The sequence below is a fragment of the Bacillus sp. 103mf genome (assembly GCF_900116295.1).
GTDB lineage: Bacteria > Bacillota > Bacilli > Bacillales > Bacillaceae_G > Bacillus_A > Bacillus_A bruguierae.
Window position 1 is genome coordinate 18,799 of record NZ_FPAF01000005.1, and the last position, 24,165, is coordinate 42,963.

Here is a 24,165-nt window from a genome sequence, read left to right on the forward strand (position 1 = left end):
ATCATGTTTTGGACTAGTGCTTCCATGATTTTTGATGTAAACTGATTCATAGGAAGGCTCTTTTCTATGAATTTTTGCGGTAACCTAATTCTATTAAGAAAAGGTCTTTTTTTATGTTTTTATTTACATAAAATATTGTATACTCTCTAAGTATTTGAATAAGACAACAATAAATCAATTAAACTTACAATTTAAATTTAATAGGAGATAAGATTATGAGTGAAAATAATAAGTTAAAGGTACGTAGTAAATCAGTTGCGGTGATAGGAGTAACTGGCGTATGTTTATTGTTAGCAGAACCAACGTTTATAAAAGCTGATAACTTACAGGGTGAAGATATTAAATCAAATAATTTACAAGATCAATCACAAGATAATAGTTTTAAAATAGATAATTCACAAAACTTACAAGGCAGTAATATAAAATCAGATACCCAGAAAGATAATGATAGTAAGTTAGAAAATGTACAAGATAGAGATGTACATTCAAATAATCAACAAGATAGCAGTGCCAAATCATATAACATAGAAAGTAATGAGGTTAAATCATCTAATCCACAAGAGAATGTTAGTCAACCATCTACCTCACAACCTAGTGCAACAACAGTACAAGAGACTCAATTTATTAAGTTTTCACAAGGTAATGGCATTTGGTCTGTACCATATGGATTACAAGGTGCAAACTATGTTGATTCCACAAATAAGTATGTAGGAAAAGAAGTTCAGCTGATTCAAAAAATGACAGTAAACAATATAGTATGGTATCAATTTAGTGTAGACGGACAAACAATCGGTTGGCTTGATAGTAGAGTGTTAACTGATTTGACAAACGTACAAGAAATAGATGAAAACGCCGTAATGGGTGCAACATCAAATAATGGTATATGGTCTGTACCTTATGGTATTAGCGGTGCAAACTACATAGACTTATCAGATAAATACGCTTACCAAAACATTAAATTAATAAAAAAAGTAACTTTTGGAAATGCGACATGGTATAAATTTAGTTTAAATGGTCAAGTTATCGGATGGATTGATGATAAAGCATTAGATAAAGGACAATCGACTTCTGTTAATTTCAATGTAATGATTGGAAATACAAATGGTAATGGGATATGGTCAACGCCGTACGGTATCATGGGTGCTAGATATTTAGGTTCTACAAATGATTATACATATCAAACTGTACAAGTAATAAGAACTGTAAAAATAGGAAACACAAATTGGTATCACATAAGTAAAGACGGTAAGTTAATTGGTTGGATAGATGGTGATAGAGTTGTAACGGATTTAGAAAACGTACAAATTGAAAATAGTACCTTAACAATAAGCGGTTCTATAAAACCTTCTGACGGTATTTGGAGTGTACCATATGGAGAATACGGTGCAAATTGGATTGCGCCTGTTAGTGATTATAGTTATAAACAAGTTCAAATTATACAGAGTGTAAAAAAATGGGGTGTAACTTGGGATAAAATCAAGTTAGGTGATAGAGTGTTAGGGTGGGTTGATGCAAAAACATTAGCAAATCTTACAATACAGAATGAAGATAGAACTGCAATGATTGGAGACACTAATGGTCATATTGTATGGACTTTACCTTATGGTGAAAGTAGTGCTAAATATGTTAACCCTGCTGTAAAGTACATAAATCAACCAATTCAAATCATTCGTAGTACGGAAAAAGATGGAGTACTTTGGTATAACTTTAAAATTGGTAACAATGAAGAGGGTTGGGTTGACTCCAGAGCAATTTCTAGTGCATCTAATATAATAGAAATGAATGAAACGTATCATGTATCAAATCCTGAGGGTCATACTGTATGGTCAAGACCTTATGGTATGCAAAACGCATCTTATATTGGCTTTGCTTCTAATTTTGCTAATAAGAATTTAAATGTGAAATTATCTGTAAATTACAACGGTGTAACATGGTATGCTTTTAGAGACAATAAGGGCGGTTTAAATTGGATAGATAGTAGAGCAGTTGTTCAAGGTTCTACTTATCCACATATGGATGTGCCGATTATTAGCCAACGTGATCCTTATATGCCATCAAGAAATTTAGTATCTGGTTGTGAGATAACTTCTGTAACTATGATGTTACAATATGCAGGTGCGAACGTAGATAAAGTTCAACTTGCATACGAAATGCCGTATTCTAGTTTTGATCCAAATCTAGGTTTTGTAGGAAACCCTTTTGGTAGAGGGTGGACTATATATCCACCTGCTCTAATGGATTTAGTACGTAAATACGCAGGTAGTTCAATAAATTTAACTGGGCAAGATATAAAAAGACAATTAGATGCTGGAAAACCTGTTGTAGTTTGGATGACTATGCATGGTTTTACAGTTCACGCTATTACGCTTGTAGGGTATGATGAAAACAATTTTTATTATAACGATCCTTGGACTGGTGAGAAAAATGCTTCTATGTATTGGTCTGACTTTTATAACAATTGGTCTACTCAAAATAGACGAGCAATTTCATATTAAAGTATTGGGTAGAGTTTAAAAATAACTCTACCTTTTTATATGGATGTATGGAAACAAGAAAATATGAGTGTCAATCAGTATTTCAACAAAATTCCAATAATTAATGATTAAAAAATCCTAAAGCATATTTTACTCCTTCATGGATATCGGTTGTTTCATACCCTGCTAATTCTTCATAGGTAATTTGCATTTTGACATTTTCTAATTCGTAACCACTGTCTAAATCAATATTCAACAGAACCTCATATCCATCAGTAGTAACGTTTGTTTCTATAATGTTAAAGGTTTGAATCGCTGTACCTGTTTCATACTCGATTGGCTCTAAAAAATTTGACATAAAAAACACCACTTTTCCTAATAATAAACATGTTTAGCTCTTTCAGTAGTTTAACCATGCGACATGCTGTTATGCATGTCACATTCCAATAAGTGTAGAGTTTAAATAAAAATAATTTAAAAACATTCTAAAATGATTGACAATTGATAATGAACTGGAATAAAATAACTGTTAACAAAAGTATACAAATCTGATGACGAGAACAAGTAAAATATATCACTGTTCCCCAGAGAGCCGGTGCTGTGCTGAAAACCGGTGTTCGGTATATGTTTGAAAATCATCTCCGAGGAGTCGAGCTGAACATAGTAAGTTCGAACGGTTGTCTACCGTTACAAGGAACGCGTATGATTGTACGTTGCTGAGTGCTATTGATGAGCCATTGATCAATAGAAGTAGGGTGGTAGCGCGGGTAAACCCGTCCCTAATGATAGGGACGGGTTTTTTGTGTACTTTTAGTTATTTCTCAAGGAGTGATTGTAGATGAAGAAGGTAGATGTGAAAGAATTAGCTGTAAGGAGAGAAGCACGAATTCGTAAGCAATGGAATGAACAGGATACCTTTATGCAATCGATTCGAAATCGTGAAGGTGCACAATCTTTCGTATTTTATGAAGGACCGCCAACTGCGAATGGGCTTCCGCATGTCGGTCATGCCTTAGGGCGAACCATTAAAGATTTGGTTGCAAGATATAAAACGATGACAGGATATAAAGTGCTGCGTAAGGCTGGATGGGATACACATGGATTACCAGTGGAATTAGGTGTTGAAAAGCAGCTTGGCATTTCTGGTAAACATGATATTGAAAAGTACGGTGTAGAAGCCTTTCTAGCCAAATGTAAAGAGAGTGTATTTACGTATGAAAAGCAGTGGCGTGAGTTTACAGAGAGTATTGGTTACTGGGTTGACATGAATACGCCGTATATCACGTTAGATAATTCCTATATTGAAAGTGTTTGGCATGTTCTTGGAACGATTCATGAAAAAGGATTGCTGTATAAAGGTCACCGCGTTTCTCCTTATTGCCCAAGCTGCCAAACGTCGTTAAGCTCACATGAGGTGGCGCAAGGATATAAAACAGTGAAGGATTTAAGTGCAACAGTTAAATTTCAGCTTGCAGATCAGGAAAACGAGTATATTCTCGGCTGGACAACGACGCCGTGGACGCTTCCCGCTAATGTAGCGTTAGCAGTTCATCCTGAGATGGAATATGTGAGGGCGCAGCAAGGGGATGATGTTTATATTGTTGCGAAAGAGTTAGTGGAAGATGTACTGCAGCAAGAGTATAAAGTGTTATCTGTTCACAGGGGAAGTGAGTTAATAGGTCTTTCTTATGTGCCGCCGTTTCAATTTGCAGACGTTACGAATGGCCATTGTGTTGTAAATGCCGATTTTGTCACAGCAAATAGCGGTACAGGAATTGTTCATATTGCACCTGCTTACGGAGAAGATGATTATAAAGTGGTTCAAGAACATGGTCTATCATTTGTGAATGTTGTAAATGAGAAGGGAGAATACACATCTGATGTTCCTTTTTTACAAGGGAAATTTGTAAAAGAGTGTGATGTTGATATTGTTCGCTATTTAGCTGAGCATGGTCTTCTTTATCATAAGGAGAAGTATGAGCATAGTTATCCGCATTGCTGGCGCTGTGATTCACCGTTACTTTATTACGCAAATGAAAGCTGGTTCATTCGAACAACTGCTTTAAAAGAGCAATTTTTACAAAATAATAATGAAGTAACATGGCATCCAGAGCATATTCAACATGGCCGATTCGGTAATTTTTTAGAAAATATGGTTGATTGGAACATTAGCCGAAAACGATATTGGGGTACGCCGCTTAATGTATGGGAGTGCGATGGATGTCATCATCAATTTGCGCCGAAAAGTATTGAAGAACTTAGGGATTTTGCGATTAGCGCTGTAGATGAAAATATTGAGTTGCATAAGCCATATATGGATGAAGTGAAGGTAAAGTGTTCAAAATGTGGTGAGACGATGAATCGCACGCCAGAAGTAATTGACGTTTGGTTTGATAGCGGTTCGATGCCATTTGCTCAGTATCATTATCCATTTGAAAATAAAGAGTTATTTGAAGAACAGTTTCCAGCGGATGTTATTGCTGAAGGAATTGATCAGACGCGCGGATGGTTTTATAGTCTACTTGCAGTATCTACGCTGTACACTGGAAGAGCACCGTATAAGCGTGTATTATCACTTGGGCATGTGTTAGATGAAAATGGGCAAAAAATGTCTAAAAGTAAAGGGAATGCGTTAGACCCAGTAGATTTAGTAGAGAAATTTGGAGCGGATGCCCTGCGGTGGGCACTTCTTGTAGATAGTGCGCCGTGGAATCCAAAGCGATTTTCAGAACGAACTGTACAAGAAGCAAAGTCGAAACTCGTTGATACGTTGCTAAATGTATATAGTTTTTATGTATTGTATGCGGATTTAGATGGATACAATCCAAAACAGGAATATAGTACAAAGAAAACAAAATTGGATGAGTGGGTACTATCAAGACTGCATAGTACGATTCAAAAAGTAAGCATGGCTTTAGAAGATTATCAATTTACAACAGCTGCGCGTGAAATAGCATTATTAGTGGAAGAGGTAAGTAATTGGTATGTAAGACGCTCCCGCAGTCGTTTTTGGGCATCTGGTATGAATGCTGAAAAAGCAGCAGCATACGATACACTTCACGAAGTACTTGTTACGATTAGTAAGCTGCTTGCGCCGTTTACACCATTTTTAGCAGAAGATATTCATTCCAATTTAGAAGGCAGCAGTGTTCATTTAGCAGATTATCCAGTATTTGATGAAGCGTTAATTCATACACAGCTTGAAAAAGAGATGGCAGCTGTTTTGCAAGTAGTTGAGCTCGGACGTAGTATTCGCAATCAACACACATTAAAAGTAAAACAACCATTAGCAAAACTTATTGTATTTGAGAATGCGAAGCAAGAAATGGACTGGGATTCTTATAAAGAGATTATAATGGATGAGCTTAACGTGAAAGAAGTTACGATCGAACATAGCGAAGCGGAATATATGTCATATCAGTTAAAACTAAACTTTAAACAAGCAGGACCGAAATTTGGAAAACAAATCAATACGGTAAATCATTGGCTGCAAAATTTATCTAATGAAGAAGTGAAAGTGTTTCTAAATGATAAAAAGGGAGCATGTCAATTGTCTGCTGGAGAAGTTGTCACAGTAACATTAGAAGATGTGTTTGTTGAAAAAATACCGAAAACAGGATTTGCTGATGCTGCGAATGGATTATATACTGTTATGCTAGATACGAATGTAACGGATGAATTGCTGCAGGAAGGAATGGCGCGAGAATTTATTCGCGCTGTGCAGGAATATCGAAAACAATTGAATTTACCAGTAAATTTGCGAGTAGACATTGAAGTTGAATGTGGTGAGGAATTACAGAATGTAATTATGAAGTATAAAGTATTACTGCAAGAAAACTTACTTATGAAACAATTATTCATCAAGGAATCGATGCAACAAGCAAAGCAAATCCAAGTAGGGAATAAGCATGTGTTGATTCATCTTAGAGCGAACGAGATATAAGATAAGAAAAACAGAGTATACGCTCTGTTTTTTTCTTTTGAAGAAACTGTGAAAAAGCATTGTAAGTTCTATAACTAGTATATAAAATTATGAAAAAAGGATGGAGTGAAAAGATGCGAGACTTCGAGAAATTAAGGGTATACGTAAAAAGGAAAGAATTTTTAAATGGTTTATCGGAAATTCAAAAGGAAATTGAGGAAATAAGAGCAAGAAAATCCCTTTCATATATGAAAAAATGGCTCGGTAAAATTTCTTCAGAAGAAGATTTTTATACACTTATTCAATTGTTGGATGAAGGGTTAATGCCATCTTATAGTAGATTTATAGTGCGGTATGCGCATCGTCGTTTTAACAGTTTTCGTACGCTTACTTGGTTTTGTGATGATTTAATTGATGAACGAAAATCATTAGATGCAGAAGATTTGTTAAAAGAGGCATTGCAAAAAGAAGGGAATGCTGTTAAAAAAGAGCACCTTGCAAAGACATATTTCGTATTGGCACGCTGCATACTGGAAATGCGTCGTTATGAGGAAGCTTATACATATATGAAGAAAGCGGAAGAGTTAAGTGAAATTCCGATTTTTGATAAATGGGGTTACTTCTATTTATTTAAAGGCGATTGGCTAAAGGCAGAAGAAGTACTTCGAAAAGGAATGAATTATGAAGAATGTGCAGATACGTCAACATATTTATTGGCTGAGCTGCATTCTATGAAAGGGGAACATGAAGAATCATTACAAATCATTACGGAAGCGATGAAGAAATTTCCACAAGTTCCGTTCTTTTATTTAGAAAAGATTAAAAGATTATATGATCAAAAAGCATATGCTGAGCTGAGCCAAGTTTTACATGAAGTTCAAAAGTTGTTGCCATTTCATAGTTATCAATCGTTTTTCTTACAAATTTGGGCGGAAATCTATTATACGAAAGGTGATTGGGATACTCTGCAAACATTGTTAGAAAATGAGAATAGTTTAAAAGATTCCCCTTATCACAACGCGCTGCGTTTTGCTGAGCAAAAAGAAGTGATGTTACCAATTATACCTGTCGTGCAGAAAGATAACTATTGTGTACCTGCAAGTATCGAAATGATGCTGAAGCTTTTTGGAAAGCATGAAAATCAAGATGAAATTGCCAAGCATATTTTTGATGGAATCGGATCGAAGTTGTCAAAAACAGTTGAATACGTAGAAGAGACTGGTTATAAAAGTCGCTTTTTTGTAGGTGCAGTAGACATGTATAAAAGATTTATCGATGCCGGTATTCCGGTTATGCTTAGTGTCGATATAGATCATGTTTCGCATGTGCAATTGGTAGTTGGTTATAATGATCAGCTGCAAGTTTTATATATTCAAGATCCAAATTTTGCAGAGCGCATACTTGTCACATATGAAGAATTTGCAAAGCAGTATGTAAATACAAACTATTTATCCATCGCAATTGTTCCAAAAGAGAAAAGTGAGCTGCTTTCTTCTTTATGTGAAGAAGATGATTTGTATTTCCATCGCATCTTTTCGTTAACAGATCACATGGAATTTGCTGAACACGACGATGTGGAAAATTTATTAAGGCTTTTACATGAGCATAACGAAAATCCGTATACATGGCTATATGCGATTAAGCATTTAGATTTACAAGATGGAAAGGAGTTTATATTTAGCTGTGCGAAGCGTGCTTTACATGCCTATCCGGAATCCGATTATGTAAACCTTCATGCAGCGCAATGTTTTGTGCGTATTGAAGAACTGGAACAAGCAAATAAAGTATTAAAACAAGTGAAGCATAAAACTTCTAATTCATTCTATCATTTTATTGAAGGACGCATTGCGTTAGATGAATCTCGTTATCATGATATGATCGCCAGTTTTCGCGCGTCGCTCCAGCTAGATCCTGACCAGCCAGTAGCTTGGAGTTATATGGCAATTGGATATATGTATTTAGGTGATTTAGAACAGGCTCTAAAGTATTCGTCTATTGCAACGGGGCGTTACGAAGATCGTTTTGTTTTTGTTAATCATGCTCTTATTTTAATGGATGCAGATCGAGATGAAGAAGCATATGAAGTGTTTACTATGTTGTTAAAACAATATAAACGAGACGGATATGTCTGGTGTGAGCGTGCGAGGTGTGCTCATAAATTAGGAAAGGTAAGATCGGCAATTCGCGGACTGCGAATCGGCAAGGCATTAGATCGTCAACTGCCGCTTCCATATATCATGTTAGCTGATATTTATGAAGCAGAATTAGATGATGAAAGAAAAGCAGAAGAGATTTTACTAGAAGGAATACAATATGATGTCCAATCAGCTGCATTATATGCGAAATTAGGAGACTTTTATTTAGAACGAGAGCAATATGAAAAAGCGCTGAACATGTATGAAGTAGGACTTCAACACGACGAGGAAGATGTATCCTGTCATATAGGGATAGGTGAAGTCTACATGAAACAAAGAAGCTATGAAACAGGAAAACAATATATTTTTAGACTGAAAAAACAGTTTACTGAAGATAGTGACTTCCTTATTAATGCTGGGAAAGTATTATGGAATGCTGCTATGGATCAAAGCATAGAGCAAAAAGAAGTGGAATTGGCTTTAACAATCATGGAAGAAGGAATCGTTTGTATACAAAATAATTTCCGGGATGCACTAGATATATATGTAACGCAGCTAGAAGATACACCATTTTTACAAAGAGGGATTTCATTTTTAAGTACTTTAGTTGAAGAAGATAATCATAATATAGATTATTTATGTTATTTAGGAATATTACAGGAGTCGGCTGGGAATTATATGAAAGCTATTCAGCTATATGAGCAAGCGGCGCGGATCACTGAAGATACATTCCCGCATTTTAGGCTCGGAGAAGCGTATAAAACATTGGAAGAATGGGAACAAGCAAAAACAGCTTATTTACAATGCGTGAAACGAGATTCTACTTTTGCAATGGCGCATTTAAAACTGGCTGAAATTTACTTTGTTGAAGAAGATTTAGAAAACGAACAGCATCATATGTTTGAAGGTTGTAAAAATGCACCTTTATTAGTAAATATGGAGCATTTAGCGAATATATCAGTAAAAGCCGGGCGTCATAAGGAACTGATTGCGGCTTTAAACAAAAAGAAAGGGATTATTTCTGAGCCATGGCGTTTAAATAGCCTTGCATATGTGTACGGAGCATCTGGTGATGGGCAGAAAGAACGTGTTTATGTAGAACAGGCGCTGGCAAAGGAAAATAATCATGAAGAGATATTACATCATTATGCGAAAATATTACTTGCCTCGCATGAAAAAGAAGGCTTATCTGTTATTGAGAACCTTATTATGCAAAATGTTCACAATGAAGAAGTGTATGTAACGTATATAGACGAATTGCGAAAGCGAAGAAAAAGTATAAGTGATAATTTAGGAGATTTAGACATATCAAAAGAAGAAAAAAGTTATGCATTTATGTATGCAGCTTCCGCACTTGAACAAAAATGTATGGAACAGATGGAGCAAGAAGAACAAACAGGAGCATTTTTCACAAAAATATATCGCCGCTTTCGAAAACGTGCACAGGATGTACTTTCTATTACATCTCTTATTGATTTGTATGAAATGGCAATCCACCTAAATCAAGAAAACGGCGGGGCGGTACAGCGATTTGCTCACTTTTATGTAAATGGTAATCTCATTGATGAGGCAATAGAAACATTACGTAAGTCGCTCGAAAATCATTGGAATTATGAAGTTGCACATCAGTTTATTATGCTACTTTTAGAACATGTAGATGACAATGGGGAAAGGCTACAAGAGGCATTTCGTGAAACGGAGCACATTTTGCAAGAAAGACCGATGGACGCATCGATTCGAATGCTGCAGGGCACGATATTACTAGATTTACAAAGGGAAGAAGAAGGAGAATATATTCTCCATGCCTTAACAGAAGATGTTCCAAAGATGAGTGGTAGTTTTATACATTTAGGTGCTCTTTACAGTAATCAAGAGCGTTACCAAGAAGCGATTGCTATATTGGAAAAAGGATTAGAGCATCATCCAGAAGAGGAGGAACTATATATCGGTCTTGGTGTTTCCTATCATTTAAACGGTGATACAGAAAGAGCGTTGCAGCTTATGGATGAGGTATTATTGATGGAGGAATCACATTTAAATGCCAGGTATAATAAAGCATGCTATTTATCTGTATTGAATCGAAAGGAAGAAGCGACCACTGAATTAGAGCGCGTACTGCAAGAAGATGAAAGCGGCTATTTTGCAGAATTAATGGAAGAGGACCCAGATTTAATACGTATTAAAAAATATGTAAAGCAATATATTTGATGAATTTTGGGAAAGTTTATAACAAGATAATAACGGATGTATAGAAGAAGTAAGAGAAATAACCTTTCAAATTATTTAAAAAAATAAAGAAAAACAACTTGCATTTCGTTGTTTGAAAGGATAGAATATTCCGTAAATATAAAAAGCGATGAGCAGGAAAAGTACATCGTGAACTGATCTACAGAGAGCAATCGGTAGCTGAGAAGATTGCGGTGCAGCGCGATGGAAAGACACCTGTGAGTGTTATTTTGAACGTAAACAACTAGTAAAAGTAAACGGAACCTACCGTTATCAGGCGAAAAGTGGTCAAGATGACAATTTGGGTGGTACCGCGGTGAAATCCGTCCCTTATATAGGGGCGGATTTTTGTATTCTTTGAAAGGGGTGAGCGGCCGTGGATGATGATGACAACGACAATAATAAATATACAATCATACAATTAATAGTAGGAGGCGGAATGTATGCGTCAACAGATAAAGCGGTCGCTTATTAGCGAATGTACACCGCATGAAACAGTTGTGTTACAAGGATGGGTAAAGAAAATTCGTCATCTAGGGAATATTAGCTTTTTATTACTTCGTGATCGAACAGGAGTCATGCAATGTGTACTTGAAAAAGAATGGGCTGGATATAAAGTAGAAGTAGAAAGTGTTGTGCAAATTACAGGAAAAGTAATTGAGACAGAGAAAACGAAACTTGGAGTAGAGTTATTAGTTGAAGAAGTTACGCTTATAAATAGTGCAGAGCCAATTCCATTTGAAGTAAATAAAAAGAAACTGCAGGTCGGTTTAGATCAAATGTTACATTCACGAACGTTATCACTTCGGCATGAACAAGTCCAAGCGATTTTTACAATTAAATCAATGTTTGCACATGCCTTTAGTGAATATTTACTACAACATGATTTTACAAGAATTTTCACACCGAAAATTGTTTCACAAGGAGCGGAAGGCGGAGCAAACGTATTTCAGTTTCAATATTTTGAAAAAGAAGCATATTTAGCACAATCACCGCAGTTTTATAAGCAAATGATGGTTGCGGGCGGATTAGAACGTGTTTTTGAAGTGGCACCAGTGTACCGCGCTGAACATCACAATTCATCTCGTCATTTAAACGAATACATTTCCTTAGACGTCGAATTTGCATTTATTGAAGACTTTTATGAAGTAATGAAGCTTGAAACGGATGTACTTCGGTATATGTTTGAAAAAGTACAGCAATACTGTACAAAGGAGTTACAGTTGCTGCAAATTGAAATTCCGGTCATTACAGACATTCCAAAATTAACGGTGACAGAAGCGCAAACCATTTTACAAAAAGAGTATCGAAAAGAATCTCCGATAGGCGATTTAGATTCAGAAGGAGAAAAATTGCTTGGTAAGTATGTAAAAGAAACATACAATAGCGATTTTGTCTTTATCACTCATTATCCGAAAGAAACACGTCCGATGTATACAATGCCAAATCAAGAGAATCCTTCTGTCACAGACTCTTTTGATTTATTGTATAGGGGATTAGAAATTACATCAGGTGCGCAGCGTATTCATAACTACGGTATGCTAGTTCGCTCCTTTGAAGAAAAGGGATTAAATGTAGAAAACTTTCAATCGTATATCGATACATTCCGATATGGATGTCCGCCGCACGGTGGGTTTGCGATTGGATTAGAACGGCTTGTATATAAATTTTTAAACTTATCGAACGTTCGTGAAGCAAGCGCATTTCCGAGAGACTGTACGCGGTTAGTGCCGTAATATAAAGTGAAATAATCCCCGGTACACTAACCGGGGATTTGTTGTGAGCATCTTTTTTCAATTCGTAATCGAAATAATCCACAATATCCAATAAGCTCCTGGTACAAAAAGAAGTTGAGCTAGTAATGTACCTGAAAATCTAGAAATCATTAACCATCCATACATTTTTCCCATTGTTTCTGCACCGTTTTCTTTTTGGAGAGCCCGTTCGGTTAGTAAGGCAATTTGCGGGTCTAGCAGTACTGTAAGTAGAATGGTAGCAAATCCATTAATAAGACCAGATGCAGTCGTTGCAGTCGTAGCATAAGTTGGGTTTAATACAGAAGCATACAAGGCAGAAAGTACGCCAGCGGTATAAATTGCTGTTACAACCATATTAATGAGCATAATCCGTTTTGGAATACCACCAACGCGCAAACGGTGAATCATTTCTAACTTTGGGAATCGAATATATTTTTTTGTATAGCATAGTTTTTGCACATTATTTGTTTTCATCATCCGGATGAATGATCCTTCTATTTCAAATTGCTGAATGACATATCCAAATAACTTTGTAAGCGTTGGATACAAAAAGAGTGCAAGTAATGTTCCTGTGGAAGCTGCTAACAATATAAGGCGTATCGTAGTTTCCATATCGATATCACCATGTGCTCGAGCTCTATCTGCAATATTTCCAAGCATAACCGCTTGGAAAAGGTTCGATGTTCTGGAAACGAGTAATACAATTCCTATAATCGCTAGTGCTACCGCAAGCTTTTTTAATCGAACTCCAGCTAAGCGAATGCTATAGGAGCTTGTTTCCACAGCATGGATAATCATTGTAAAAACCATAATAAAAATTAATTTTGTTGTCATATGTATTCACCATCTATTAAAAATTGGAAAATAAATCTAATCATACATGATAAGAAAGAATTTGTACATCTTGATTTTTTGTTAGTTGGTTCCTTACGTCGTTTCATTGACAGAATATTTACATTAAAATGATTGTTTTGTAAAATGGTGAGAGTTGTGGTTAGGATAATAAGGAGGATGGGGATGAAAACATATTATAGTAACCGAGCAAAGAGTTATGAAGAAGTATACTTCCGAGATGACCCTATTAGACAGACAGAATTAATAGAAATAAAAGATGTTTTGAAAGAAAAGTTTGCAGGGAAGGATGTACTTGAAGTTGCTTGCGGTACAGGATATTGGACGCAATATGTTGCTGAAACGGCTGAGCACATTACTGCGATTGATTACTCGGAAGAAGTACTAACTATAGCGAAAGAAAAACAGCTTTTTCCATCGAAAGTTTCTTTTATACAAGGAAATGCATATAAACTGAATCAACTAGCAAAAGCATTTAATGGAGCATACGCAAATTTTTGGTTTTCTCATATTCCAAAAGAAAATATTCTCTCTTTTTTGGAACAGTTTCATGCGGTTTTAGAAAAAGGATCTATTGTATGTATTGTAGATAATATGTATAACGAAGGAATTGGTGGAACACTTATTTCTAAGCCAAGAGATGAAAATACATATAAAATACGTTCGTTAGCTGGTGGGCAGCAATATGAAATCATAAAAAATTATTATTCGAAAGAAGAACTTACAACTATTTTTAAACCATTTGCAGTAGACTTAGAGATTCATATAAATACGTGTTTTTGGTTATTGTCATATAAAGTAAAGTGAGCGGGGGAGAATATATGTATACAACTTTTTTATTCGATTTAGATGGCACATTAACAGATCCAAAAGAAGGTATTGTAAATTCGGTCATATATGCGCTGCAAAAAATGGGGATAGATGAGCAGGATAATTACAAATTACTTACTTTTATCGGTCCTCCGCTTCAACATTCATTTGCGAATATATATGGAATGAATGAAAAACAAGTAACAGATGCAGTCACGTATTACCGTGAATATTTTAAAACGAAGGGAATGTTTGAGAATCATGTATATGAGCATATTCCTAGTGTTTTACAAGATTTAAAGGATGCAGGAAAGCGGTTATTTGTGGCAACGTCTAAGCCAACTGTATTTGCTAAACAAATTTTGGAACACTTTCAGATGGCACATTATTTTGAAGAGATTGTCGGTAGTAATTTAGACGGAACACGCATTGCAAAAGCGGACGTCATTCAGCATATTTTACATACATATCACGATTTAGAAAAAGAGCATGTAGTTATGGTAGGCGATCGAGAGCACGATATAATTGGAGCACGGCAAGTTGGTATCGATTCTATCGGAGTCATGTATGGATACGGTAGTCAAGAAGAATTAGCGGCGGCGGGAGCTACTCATATGATTAAAGATGTAGAAAATATAAAGAAGTTTTATTATGTGGTAGAAAAGTAATGGATTGAAAAGATAAGGTTGTCACCTTGTCTTTTTTTGTATAGAGATGTAGAAAAAAATGACTGTATTTAGAGTTTGAAAGAGGGATTTTCGTTATAAAGTGGAATTGTAGTAAATAAACTGAAAATTCTATAAATATTTCCTTGGAAATTAAAAAGGAGGAACTCATGGAATTAGTCATTATTTTACTGGCACTTAGCATGTTAATGTTTGTAGCGTATCGCGGATTTTCTGTTATTTTGTTTGCGCCTATTTGTGCTCTGTTTGCTGTTTTGTTAACAGAGCCAACTTATGTATTACCGTTTTTCTCAAATATTTTTATGGAGAAAATGGTTGGTTTTATTAAGTTATATTTCCCAGTGTTTTTGCTAGGCGCGATTTTTGGAAAGGTAGTTGAGATGTCAGGAATCGCAGAATCTATCGCAAAAACGATTATCCAAATTGTTGGGGTAAAACGAACGATATTGGCAATTGTATTAATGGGAGCTATTTTAACATATAGTGGTGTCAGTGTATTTGTTGTGGCATTTGCTATATTTCCATTTGCAGCTAATTTGTTTCGTGAGGCAAATATACCGAAACGTCTCATTCCTGGTACAATTGCACTTGGAGTGCTTACTTTTACAATGGATGCGCTTCCAGGAACACCACAAATTCAAAATGTTATTCCGACAACATTTTTCAAGACAGATATTTATGCTGGCCCGCTATTAGGAATTACAGGAGCTATTTTTATTTTCATAATCGGTATGGTGTATTTAGAAAGTCGGCGTCGCAGGGCAGAAGCGCAAGGCGAAGGGTATTATGGATTTGACGATGGACATGTAGAAATGGCGGCATCTATCGAAGTGGAACAAGGTGTAAAACAGTCACTCCCAACGACTGAAATTACACCACTTCGTCAAGTACTTGCCTTCGTACCGCTTATTTTAGTTGGTGTAATGAACAAAGTTTTTACAATTACTATTCCAAAATGGTATCCAAATGGTTTTGATTTTGCAGCTATTGGTTTAAAAAGTTTTGGGAAAGTAGAATTGTCCGGAGTACTTGGAGTATGGTCAGTAGAATTAGCACTTATCATGGGGATTATTGCAACACTCCTTTTAAATTGGAAGCGTGTATTTGTAGACTTTCAAACAGGGTTAAATGTAAGCATTGGCGGAGCATTGTTAGCAGCAATGAATACCGGTGCAGAATATGGATTTGGTGGTGTAATCGCATCTCTTCCAGGATTCGGCGTAATCCGTGACGGTATTTCAACTACTTTTACAAATCCGCTTATTAACGGAGCAGTTACGACAAATGTGCTTGCGGGTATAACAGGGTCGGCCTCTGGGGGGATGGGAATTGCATTAAGTGCAATGGCGGATAAGTATATTGCAGCTGCAGAGCAATTTCATATTCCATTAGAAGTGATGCATCGTATTATTGCAATGGCATCAGGCGGGATGGATACATTGCCGCATAACGGAGCGGTTATTACATTACTTGCAGTAACTGGGTTAACTCATAAACAATCGTACCGGGATATTTTTGCAATTACAATTATTAAAACGACAGCTGTGTTTGTTGTAATTGGTATGTATAGCTTAACAGGTCTTGTATAATCTTCAGAAAGAAGAGAGCACTATGTACTCTCTTCTGTTTAACTTATAATATTATTATGTAAACTAAAATATTATTCGTGGAAAATATTCAGAAAATATATTATAATGTAAGTGGTTACAAAAAGGGGGCATACGATGTTCTCGTTACAACCAATCGCTTTTGTACATAATAAAGTGAAACTTCCGTCAGTTGGGGTTTTCTTCATCCCCCACTGACGGTTAGCCCGCCCAATCGGGCTTTTACGGGCAGTTATCCCCCACCTATCTTCTTTGCTTCTCTCTGAATCTTGAGGTGGGGGTCTTACTGCCCACAAATAGCGGGATAAATGAATCAATGTAGAAGATGATTTGTGGGGAAAAATTGAATCTGTTATTGAGTTGACAGATTTGTATACGAGAGTTTGCAAGGGTTTGAACAATTTTCACATATTGAAGTGATTTTTTATTTTAATAGAATGAGAGAAGAGAACATTTAGTACACAGCAAGACATCCCCGAAATAATGAAGAGTACCCGAAAGTGGGTATTTTTGCACAGCGCGGGAAAAATCGTCCGAATCGATTAGGTGCTACGATTGTAAAAGTAGTATGAAGAGAAGGAAAGCGCTTAGTTGTGCAAGGGTTAGATGCGATTGATGGTACCCCTATTTTAGATGTGAAACCAGTTATGAAAGAGTTTTTACCAAAAGAAGAAATTAAGCAGCCTGGCTGGGCAACAGATTTAATGAAGAACTATTGGAAAGGAAGCGAAGAGAAGTGAAAATATATCAAGCAACTATGGAAGACTTACAAGGAGTAGCATCATTATTTAATGAGTACCGTATGTTTTATAGACAAGATTCTAATATGGAGGAAGCAGAACAATTTTTGCGTGAACGTATAGATCGAAAAGAATCCATTATTTTTGTGGCAGTAGATGATGAAAAATATGTTGGATTTACGCAGCTATATCCTTCTTTTTCTTCTGTTTCGATGAAAGAGTTGTGGATTTTAAATGATTTATTTGTGCGAAAGGAAGCAAGAGGAACTGGAGTAGGGAAAGAATTGTTAGCAAAGGCGAAGCAATTTGCAGTGGAGACAGGGGCAAAAGGGTTAAAGCTCCAAACGGAAGTAGATAATGCAACAGCACAGCGTTTATATGTAGGGAACGGTTACATAAGAGATGATCGCTGTTTCTATTATGAATTAAATTTATAAAAATTCATATATAAATACAAGTTGAAGGGCCTAAAAAGCCCTTTCTTTTTAGGAGATCGAGAGCATCTAGTCGTGCATAGTAGCGACTCATATGTTGAAAAATGAAAATGGATGTATATAACTAGACATATTACGATTCGATATCACAATATGAAAATGTAAAGGTGCAAGCCTTTCACAGAGAAATGGTTTAAGTATTTTTGCAGTTGAGGTATGCAGAACGAGTGGAATGAATAAAACAGCAATGCCGTTTTATTCAGAATGTGAAAAGAGCCATGAAACAGCATCCTCTAAATTTGTGGCAATATAATCAGCATTCATGTTCGCCCATTTATGACGGTACGTATGCAGTGCATCGTATCCAGCACCTGTTTGCACTAAAATCGTTGTGGCACCGACCTTTATACCTGCAACAATATCGCTCCACCGATCGCCGATTACAACACATTTTGTTAAATCAAGATGATGTTTTTCCGCTGCTTGAAGAAGCATTCCTGTTTCAGGCTTACGACACCTGCAGCCATCACCATGCCGGTGTGGACAAAGATAAATGTCGTCAAAACCAAATGCTTCTAATTCTTGAATAAAGTCTTCTGTTGTTGCTTTGCCATCAGCAATGCCCGGTTGGTTTGTAAAAGAAAATAGTTGTATGTTTTGTTCCTTTAGTTTAGTTAGAGCTATCTTAGTAAATGGGAATAATTGTAGTTCTCCAGGATAATGAATCGTTGTATCGCCGCCGATTGTACCGTCACGGTCGATGAAAATCGCTTCGATGTTCCGTTTAATTGTCATAATAAATATCCTTTCTCGTCGTTTGCTAGAAATGTTTTAGAATGCAAAATAAAAGATTTTTGAACTTATAATATAAAATATTCTATTATTCGTGTTATTTTCCTGCATATGAATGATATCTTCACTACCCTTAGATTGAAAAGTATTTTAATTGAAAAATATGTTATTATTTTCATAGGGATTTATTGTAATTATATAGAGAAAGAGGGATTTAGTTGCTGCAAGTGAATATAAAATCAGCTGGATACGAAGCTGGAGAGGAAACGATACATAATATCGCCTTTTCAATTGAACAAGGTGAACTAGTTGCTTTAATTGGCGCAAATGGAGCAGGAAAGAGTACAACGATAAAAGCGATTCTTGGCTTATTGGCGCATATGGAAGGGCAGGTCTCATTTGGAGAGAAAAAGAATCCGTATGCATATGTACCTGAACATCCGACGTATTATGATTATTTAACATTATGGGAACATATTGAACTTTTAATGGCCGCTAGGGATGTTGAATCAGGAAGCTGGGAAATACAGGCGGAAGAGTTGTTGCGTACATTTCGTATGGACAAGCATAAGCATGAATATCTATCGAAGTTTTCAAAAGGAATGAAACAAAAGTCAATGCTCATTTTAGCTTTTTTAACAGAACCAGATTTTTATATTATTGACGAGCCGTTTATTGGATTAGATCCGACGGCAACTCGTGATTTTCTCAATTTTTTGTATAAAGAAAAGGAACGCGGAGCAGGTATTTTACTGTGCACACATGTGTTAGATACAGCAGAAAGAATATGTGAGCGTTTCTTATTAATTTCAGAAGGAACATTATTTGCAAATGGAGATTTACGTAGCATTCAAACGCTTGCTAACATGCTGGACGGGACGTTGTTAGATTGTTTTGATGTGATTGTAAGGCGGGAGCAGCATGATTAGAACACTATTTTATAAAAGGTTGTTTCATGAAATGAAACGAAAATGGAAGGCAGTGCGCTCTGTTGTTGATTGGACGATTGCATTATATGCAGTTGTTCCAGTACTTGTATTTAGCTGGATATACTACGCTTCACTTTGGAAAAATGGACCGAAAGATGAAGATGTATTATATTTGTCTATCGGACTTTTTGTTTTTTACATTTCAACGTACTCAAGAGGTGTGCGGTCATTTTTGGAACAAGCAGACAGTTTATTTTTAATTCAATTTCCAGATCGGATTAAACAAATGATGAAATATGGAATGATATATTCATTTTGTCGTATTTGCTTCACAAGTGCACTTGTAACAATATTATTCCTACCCATCCTTTTGAAAAGTCTGCATGGAACTGGTATACAAGCTTTTTTCTGCTTTGTATTTTTAACATACTTTCGTTTCGCACTTTCTTTGCTGCAACGGTATATTGATGTTCGGTTTCATAAACAGTGGCAAGTGATCATTATTAAAAATATTCTCTTTTGTGTAGGTATTGTATATATAGGACTGGCATGTAGATATATATTACAGCATCCTTTTTACACGATTTTGTTTTTTGTTTTTCTCCTTATTATCAGTTTTTTCTTAGTAAAAGAAAAAATGGAGTACCATCGTTTCTTCTTTAAAGAAATTGAAAAAGAAAAGGGAGAAGAAATGAGATGGACAACGCAAATTATGGCAATTGGGGGGCAAGTACAAAAACCTACAACGACAGCGAAGCCGTGGTTATTTCCCCGTTCTAAACGTATATTACTAGGAAATAGCAATGATGCTAGAATCATTGAAGCTTTTCTAAAGGAATATTTTCGTTCGGGTGATGCAAGTGGCTTTTACATTCAGGTTATCTTTGCAAGCGCAATTGCCATTTGGCGTGCACCGTGGTGGATTGCTGTAATCGTTATTTCGTTTGCGTTATTTGCAATATATCGTTATTCAAGTGACAAATGGAAAGTTTTTTCTGGAAAACTGTTTTTACAGTTATATTGTCCAGAAGGGAAGATACTGTGGCTTTCACAGAAAGCAAAAGCATATCTCATTATACCAGCTTTATGTGTATATGGCATTGCAGCACTAGCTCATTTTTATATGATTCCTGCTGTAGTTTGTGCAGGGATTGTCATTGGATTAACAGTATGGATTTTATTTATTCCTAACAAAAAAAAGAGCTGAATAGCTCTTTTTTTGTTAATCCGTAATTGACACATACATAAAATAAATGAGAACACAAATGCTTACGGCTGAAAAGAGAAGGTCAAGGTTCAAATGGAAAACCTCCTAGTAAAGTTGAGGAATGATACTTATTATATGAAATCTTACTATTCCATATTCAAATGATGTTAACGTTATTAAAATTGTAAAGTGCAAAAATTGGCATCATTTTGTATAATAGAAGAAATAGTTATAAAAATATAAAAAGAAAGGGAGGGATACAACATGCCAAATTGGATGAAAAAGACACTCGTCGCGTTAATTACTGTATTTACATTTGGATTAGTAACACCTCCTTCTGCGCTGCTTGATACTGCAAAAGCGGACAAGCCTACAAAACAACAAAATCTAGAGCAACCGTCGTATACACTGGATGAAGAGTCAAGCGATATAAGTTCAGAAGCATTTCTTTCCTATGCGATGCAGGAAGCTGAGCGGCAATCAATGGAGAAATTCGGATCGAAAATCGGCCCAGTAATTGAAGATGAGTTTAGAGATGTTATATTGCCGAAAATAGAGGAAGCACTTGCAAACCTTGCGAATCATACACCGGAAGATTCGTTACAGTCTTTAGCAATTTCACAAAAACCAGCCGGTGGAAAAAATGAAAAGATTTTTCATGTTTATGATACAAAAACTGGTGATGACTTACTTCGTTTTCACGTAAGAAGAGATCATCCTCCGCAAGATGGTTATTATTTTAATTTTCATTACCATCGTTATGATGATAACTTTACAGCACACCATGAGCTTGGTGATATTTATTGGAATACGAATACACCGCCGCAATGGCTGTCATAAAAAAGGAGAACAGGGAGATATACCTTGTTCTTTTTTTGTGAATAAAAGGTTATATCCATTTGAAAGAGAATTCTTAAATATAAAGAATAGAAATGATAACAAGGAGTATTGGTGATGAATAAATATGTTATGTTTGATTTTGATGGTACATTAGTGGATTCTAAAGATATTTTTATCCCTATTTTCAATGAAATAGCAGAGAAACACCGTTTTAAACAAGTAAAAGAAGAGGATGTTGAAGCATTGCGGAAGTTATCAATTCCAGAGAGATGTAAATTACTTCACGTGCCTCTGTATAAAATTCCTATGATAGCATTAGAGTTCTATAAATTATATCAACCATCGATTCAAAATCTTACTTTGTTCGATGGAATAAGAGATGTTTTGCAGGCGTTGAAAGAGAGCGGCTATGAAATTGTCATTGTATCCTCGAACGCTGAGGAGCATATTCGGGAATTTTTACGTCAAAATGAAATTGATTATATTCATGATGTTTTTTGTTCTAACAATATTTTCGGGAAAGACAAGGTGATAAAGAAATTTTTAAAAGCAAACAAACTAAAAAATTCAGATGTGATTTACGTAGGAGATGAGCTTCGAGACATTGTATCTTGCAAAAAAATTGGTGTAGAAGTGATTTGGGTAAGCTGGGGATATGATGTGATAGAAACAGTACAGGCTGAATCTCCGAATTACATAGCGAATGTACCAGAAGAAATTGTAAGTGTTGTACATTCAAAATAATGTAAAGTGGGAAAGGGAGCAAGGGGAGTATGCCAGAGAAAATGTTCGAACCGGGTATTCACCATATTGAGTTTTGGGTAGCAAACTTAGAGGAGTCTACTGAATTTTATCGTCAATTATTTTCGATTATTGGCTGGAAACAACTAAATGAAACAGCTTTTAGTACAGGGAAAACAGAAATTTATTTTAAAGAGATTGATGCAGAGCTTATACGAACATTAGGGCCAAGACATATTTGTTATCAAGCAATGAATCGTTCTGTAGTTGATGAAGTAGCAAGTTTTTTACATAATGTTCAAGCTACAATCATTCGTGGTCCAATAGAAGTAAAAGAGTATTCGGAAGGATATTATACAGTAGATTTTTATGATCCAAACGGTTACATCTTAGAAGTTGTGTATGCGCCGAATATGGAGATGTAAATGGAGTATAAGTAGAATGACTTCTATTAGTTAAACAAACTATAACTAGAAGAGGATACTATGATCAAGATTATCGGAAATTCTCTTAACACTTAAATTAGCAAGAATGATTCACTCCTTATTAAGAAATACATCAAAAAGGATGTAATAGGAAAGTAGAGACTTTCATCCCAAAACAAGCAATGCCTAGGAGGAGCATTGCTTGTTTGTTTCATTCACCTTATGCAATTTTTGTAACAACAAGTGAAGGATTGTCATAACTGGAAACTCCTGAACCACCAGCAGCAACTGAAGTGAAACGAAGAGATACTTGATCTTCTGCATTGAGATTTCGCTGTATGGTTTTAGATGGGGTCGATACAATAGTTAGAAAAGCATTATCTATTGGATTGATTATAAAAGGATTTATTATAAAAGCCGCAAAACTTGTCAAATCCTCTACGCCATTAACATTTGCAATAACTGTCACAACTTCGGATTGGGCGCTAGCATTGACAGCTATAGCAATAACAATACTAAATTCGATACTATAAACTCCCGTACTTAAAACAGTAATAGTATTTGTTGCAAGATCTAGAATTGTTCCGGATGATGGTCCCGTCATCTTAAAATCAACTATACCATTAGGAGTGACAGGAATACTAGAATCATCTCCATAAAGGGAACCATATACTGGTTTAAATGGTGGTCCTGGTGGTACCATAAATTATCAAACTCCTTTATTTACATTTAGTATATTAAATGAAAAAGGAGTTTTTTTGCTTGTATGCTTGTCCAACATAATTTATAAACACGAATATCTCATTCATATGAGGTTGACATAACGTAATATTATCGGAATTTTCCCTCATCCTTTGTGAGGCAAAGATTCTCGTCCTTCCTTATATAGTTTTTTTAACAGGAAGTAATACTGCATCAAATACAATGTTTATCAAATTACAAACACAGACTGCAGTTCAAGTTGGATTATCTCCAGTCTTATTAGCTTGTATTCAAATAGAAGATGTTTGTGGTAAACCTTTTGAGCTGTTAATGGACGAGCTTATATTTGAACCGTTACATATGAAAAATAGTACATTCAAACAAACAACATTAACAGAAAGAAGTGGACTATTTTCTTGTGGTCATAATAAAAAAGGCGAAGTCGTTTCTAGTAAATATCCGATTTATCCATATCCAGCAGCTTCTGGACTTTGGACAACACCAACAGATTTGGCAATTTTGCTAATTGAAGTCATAAATGCGTTAAAAGGTAAAAGTAAAATTGGTCTTTCTGAAAGTAAGGCAAAAGAACTCATTACTTCACAAGGTTGTAAGGAATGGGCTGGTTTAGCTGTTTTTCTGGATGGTTCAGGACAAGGAATTGAATTTTCGTCACTTGGTTGGGGAATAGGGTTTCAATGTATGCTCGTTGCTTATCCATATTTAGAAACAGGTGTAGTTATTATGACAAATACAGATTTAGAAGTTCATCAAATGAAGGGGATTATTGGTGAGATAATACACAGAATATAGAAAAAATTAGGTTTTAATAAGGATAAGGGAGAAACTTTCGACAGTTAAAACTTAAATTTTACAAATAGAAGAA

Annotated in this window: 17 protein-coding genes, 3 pseudogenes and 2 other annotated features; of the genes and pseudogenes, 16 read left to right on the forward strand and 4 right to left on the reverse strand. The window is 35.7% G+C overall.

What is annotated here, in order from left to right; translation table 11 throughout:
- Positions 1-215: 215 nt before the first annotated feature.
- Together BM350_RS13905 and BM350_RS28045 are read left to right on the forward strand one after the other, a co-directional pair.
- Positions 216-1,976: pseudogene (locus BM350_RS13905) on the forward strand (GW domain-containing glycosaminoglycan-binding protein); the annotation flags it as partial.
- A 36-nt stretch (positions 1,977-2,012) separates the two neighbouring features.
- Positions 2,013-2,495: pseudogene (locus tag BM350_RS28045) on the forward strand (C39 family peptidase); the annotation flags it as partial.
- Positions 2,496-2,595: 100 nt separating this feature from the next.
- On the opposite strand, the gene BM350_RS13910 reads toward BM350_RS28045, so the two are convergent.
- On the reverse strand, positions 2,596-2,832 hold the full coding sequence (locus BM350_RS13910; RefSeq protein WP_090911699.1) for a hypothetical protein: 237 nt from the start codon (positions 2,830-2,832) through the stop codon (positions 2,596-2,598).
- Positions 2,833-3,016: 184 nt separating this feature from the next.
- Positions 3,017-3,258 (forward strand) — a binding site (T-box leader).
- Between the two features lie 54 nt (positions 3,259-3,312).
- On the opposite strand from BM350_RS13910, the gene ileS reads away from it, so the two are divergent.
- The 3 genes from ileS to aspS all read left to right on the forward strand — a co-directional run bounded on the left by ileS (position 3,313) and on the right by aspS (position 12,493).
- Positions 3,313-6,417: an isoleucine--tRNA ligase gene (gene ileS / locus BM350_RS13915; protein WP_090911697.1), complete on the forward strand. Its 3,105-nt coding sequence runs from the start codon at positions 3,313-3,315 to the stop codon at positions 6,415-6,417.
- 113 nt (positions 6,418-6,530) lie between these two features.
- Entirely contained in the window at positions 6,531-10,739 is a 4,209-nt protein-coding gene (locus BM350_RS13920) for a tetratricopeptide repeat protein (RefSeq protein WP_170857713.1), read from the forward strand.
- A gap of 139 nt (positions 10,740-10,878) precedes the next feature.
- Positions 10,879-11,091: a binding site (T-box leader), on the forward strand.
- Between the two features lie 109 nt (positions 11,092-11,200).
- A complete protein-coding gene (aspS, locus tag BM350_RS13925; RefSeq protein WP_090911693.1) occupies positions 11,201-12,493 on the forward strand; it encodes an aspartate--tRNA(Asn) ligase in 1,293 nt (430 codons plus the stop codon).
- Positions 12,494-12,550: 57 nt separating this feature from the next.
- On the opposite strand, the gene BM350_RS13930 is transcribed toward aspS, so the two are convergent.
- Positions 12,551-13,348 carry a lipid II flippase family protein gene (locus BM350_RS13930; protein WP_090911691.1) on the reverse strand — a complete coding sequence of 266 codons (798 nt, stop codon included), beginning with the start codon at positions 13,346-13,348 and terminating at the stop codon, positions 12,551-12,553.
- A 183-nt stretch (positions 13,349-13,531) separates the two neighbouring features.
- Between BM350_RS13930 and BM350_RS13935 the strand changes: the two genes are divergently transcribed.
- From BM350_RS13935 to BM350_RS13955, 5 genes and pseudogenes are all read left to right on the forward strand, one after another.
- Positions 13,532-14,173, forward strand: coding sequence for a class I SAM-dependent methyltransferase (locus BM350_RS13935; protein ID WP_090911689.1), 642 nt, complete (start codon positions 13,532-13,534; stop codon positions 14,171-14,173).
- Between the two features lie 14 nt (positions 14,174-14,187).
- Positions 14,188-14,844: an HAD family hydrolase gene (locus BM350_RS13940; protein WP_090911687.1), complete on the forward strand. Its 657-nt coding sequence runs from the start codon at positions 14,188-14,190 to the stop codon at positions 14,842-14,844.
- 167 nt (positions 14,845-15,011) lie between these two features.
- Positions 15,012-16,451: a GntP family permease gene (locus BM350_RS13945; RefSeq protein WP_090911685.1), complete on the forward strand. Its 1,440-nt coding sequence runs from the start codon at positions 15,012-15,014 to the stop codon at positions 16,449-16,451.
- Positions 16,452-16,781: 330 nt separating this feature from the next.
- Positions 16,782-17,209 (forward strand): annotated as a pseudogene (locus BM350_RS13950) (SAM-dependent methyltransferase).
- A complete protein-coding gene (locus BM350_RS13955; RefSeq protein WP_090911683.1) occupies positions 17,206-17,646 on the forward strand; it encodes a GNAT family N-acetyltransferase in 441 nt (146 codons plus the stop codon). Before BM350_RS13950 ends, BM350_RS13955 begins: the two are co-directional and overlap by 4 nt.
- Before the next feature lie 252 nt (positions 17,647-17,898).
- On the opposite strand, the gene BM350_RS13960 is transcribed toward BM350_RS13955, so the two are convergent.
- Positions 17,899-18,438, reverse strand: coding sequence for an HAD-IIIA family hydrolase (locus tag BM350_RS13960; RefSeq protein WP_090911681.1), 540 nt, complete (start codon positions 18,436-18,438; stop codon positions 17,899-17,901).
- Positions 18,439-18,653: 215 nt separating this feature from the next.
- Here BM350_RS13960 and BM350_RS13965 point away from each other — a divergent pair, with 215 nt between their 5' ends.
- The 5 genes from BM350_RS13965 (at position 18,654) to BM350_RS13985 (ending at position 22,577) form a co-directional block, all read left to right on the forward strand.
- Positions 18,654-19,364 (forward strand): ABC transporter ATP-binding protein, encoded by a 711-nt coding sequence (locus tag BM350_RS13965; protein WP_090911679.1) that lies wholly within the window; start codon positions 18,654-18,656, stop codon positions 19,362-19,364.
- Positions 19,357-20,571, forward strand: coding sequence for an ABC transporter permease (locus BM350_RS13970; protein ID WP_090911677.1), 1,215 nt, complete (start codon positions 19,357-19,359; stop codon positions 20,569-20,571). The genes BM350_RS13965 and BM350_RS13970 overlap by 8 nt, the downstream gene beginning before the upstream one ends.
- A 264-nt stretch (positions 20,572-20,835) precedes the next feature.
- Positions 20,836-21,411: a YpjP family protein gene (locus BM350_RS13975; RefSeq protein WP_090911675.1), complete on the forward strand. Its 576-nt coding sequence runs from the start codon at positions 20,836-20,838 to the stop codon at positions 21,409-21,411.
- 114 nt (positions 21,412-21,525) lie between these two features.
- Entirely contained in the window at positions 21,526-22,155 is a 630-nt protein-coding gene (locus BM350_RS13980; RefSeq protein ID WP_090911673.1) for an HAD-IB family phosphatase, read from the forward strand.
- Between the two features lie 29 nt (positions 22,156-22,184).
- The gene (locus tag BM350_RS13985; RefSeq protein WP_244548006.1) at positions 22,185-22,577 is read left to right on the forward strand and encodes a VOC family protein; all 393 of its coding nucleotides are present in this window, start codon (positions 22,185-22,187) and stop codon (positions 22,575-22,577) included.
- A 220-nt stretch (positions 22,578-22,797) separates the two neighbouring features.
- Here the strand turns inward: BM350_RS13985 and BM350_RS13990 are convergent, their stop codons facing one another.
- Positions 22,798-23,280 (reverse strand): hypothetical protein, encoded by a 483-nt coding sequence (locus BM350_RS13990; RefSeq protein WP_090911671.1) that lies wholly within the window; start codon positions 23,278-23,280, stop codon positions 22,798-22,800.
- A gap of 182 nt (positions 23,281-23,462) precedes the next feature.
- Here BM350_RS13990 and BM350_RS13995 point away from each other — a divergent pair, with 182 nt between their 5' ends.
- Positions 23,463-24,092 carry a serine hydrolase domain-containing protein gene (locus tag BM350_RS13995; protein ID WP_280141387.1) on the forward strand — a complete coding sequence of 210 codons (630 nt, stop codon included), beginning with the start codon at positions 23,463-23,465 and terminating at the stop codon, positions 24,090-24,092.
- Positions 24,093-24,165 lie beyond the last annotated feature (73 nt).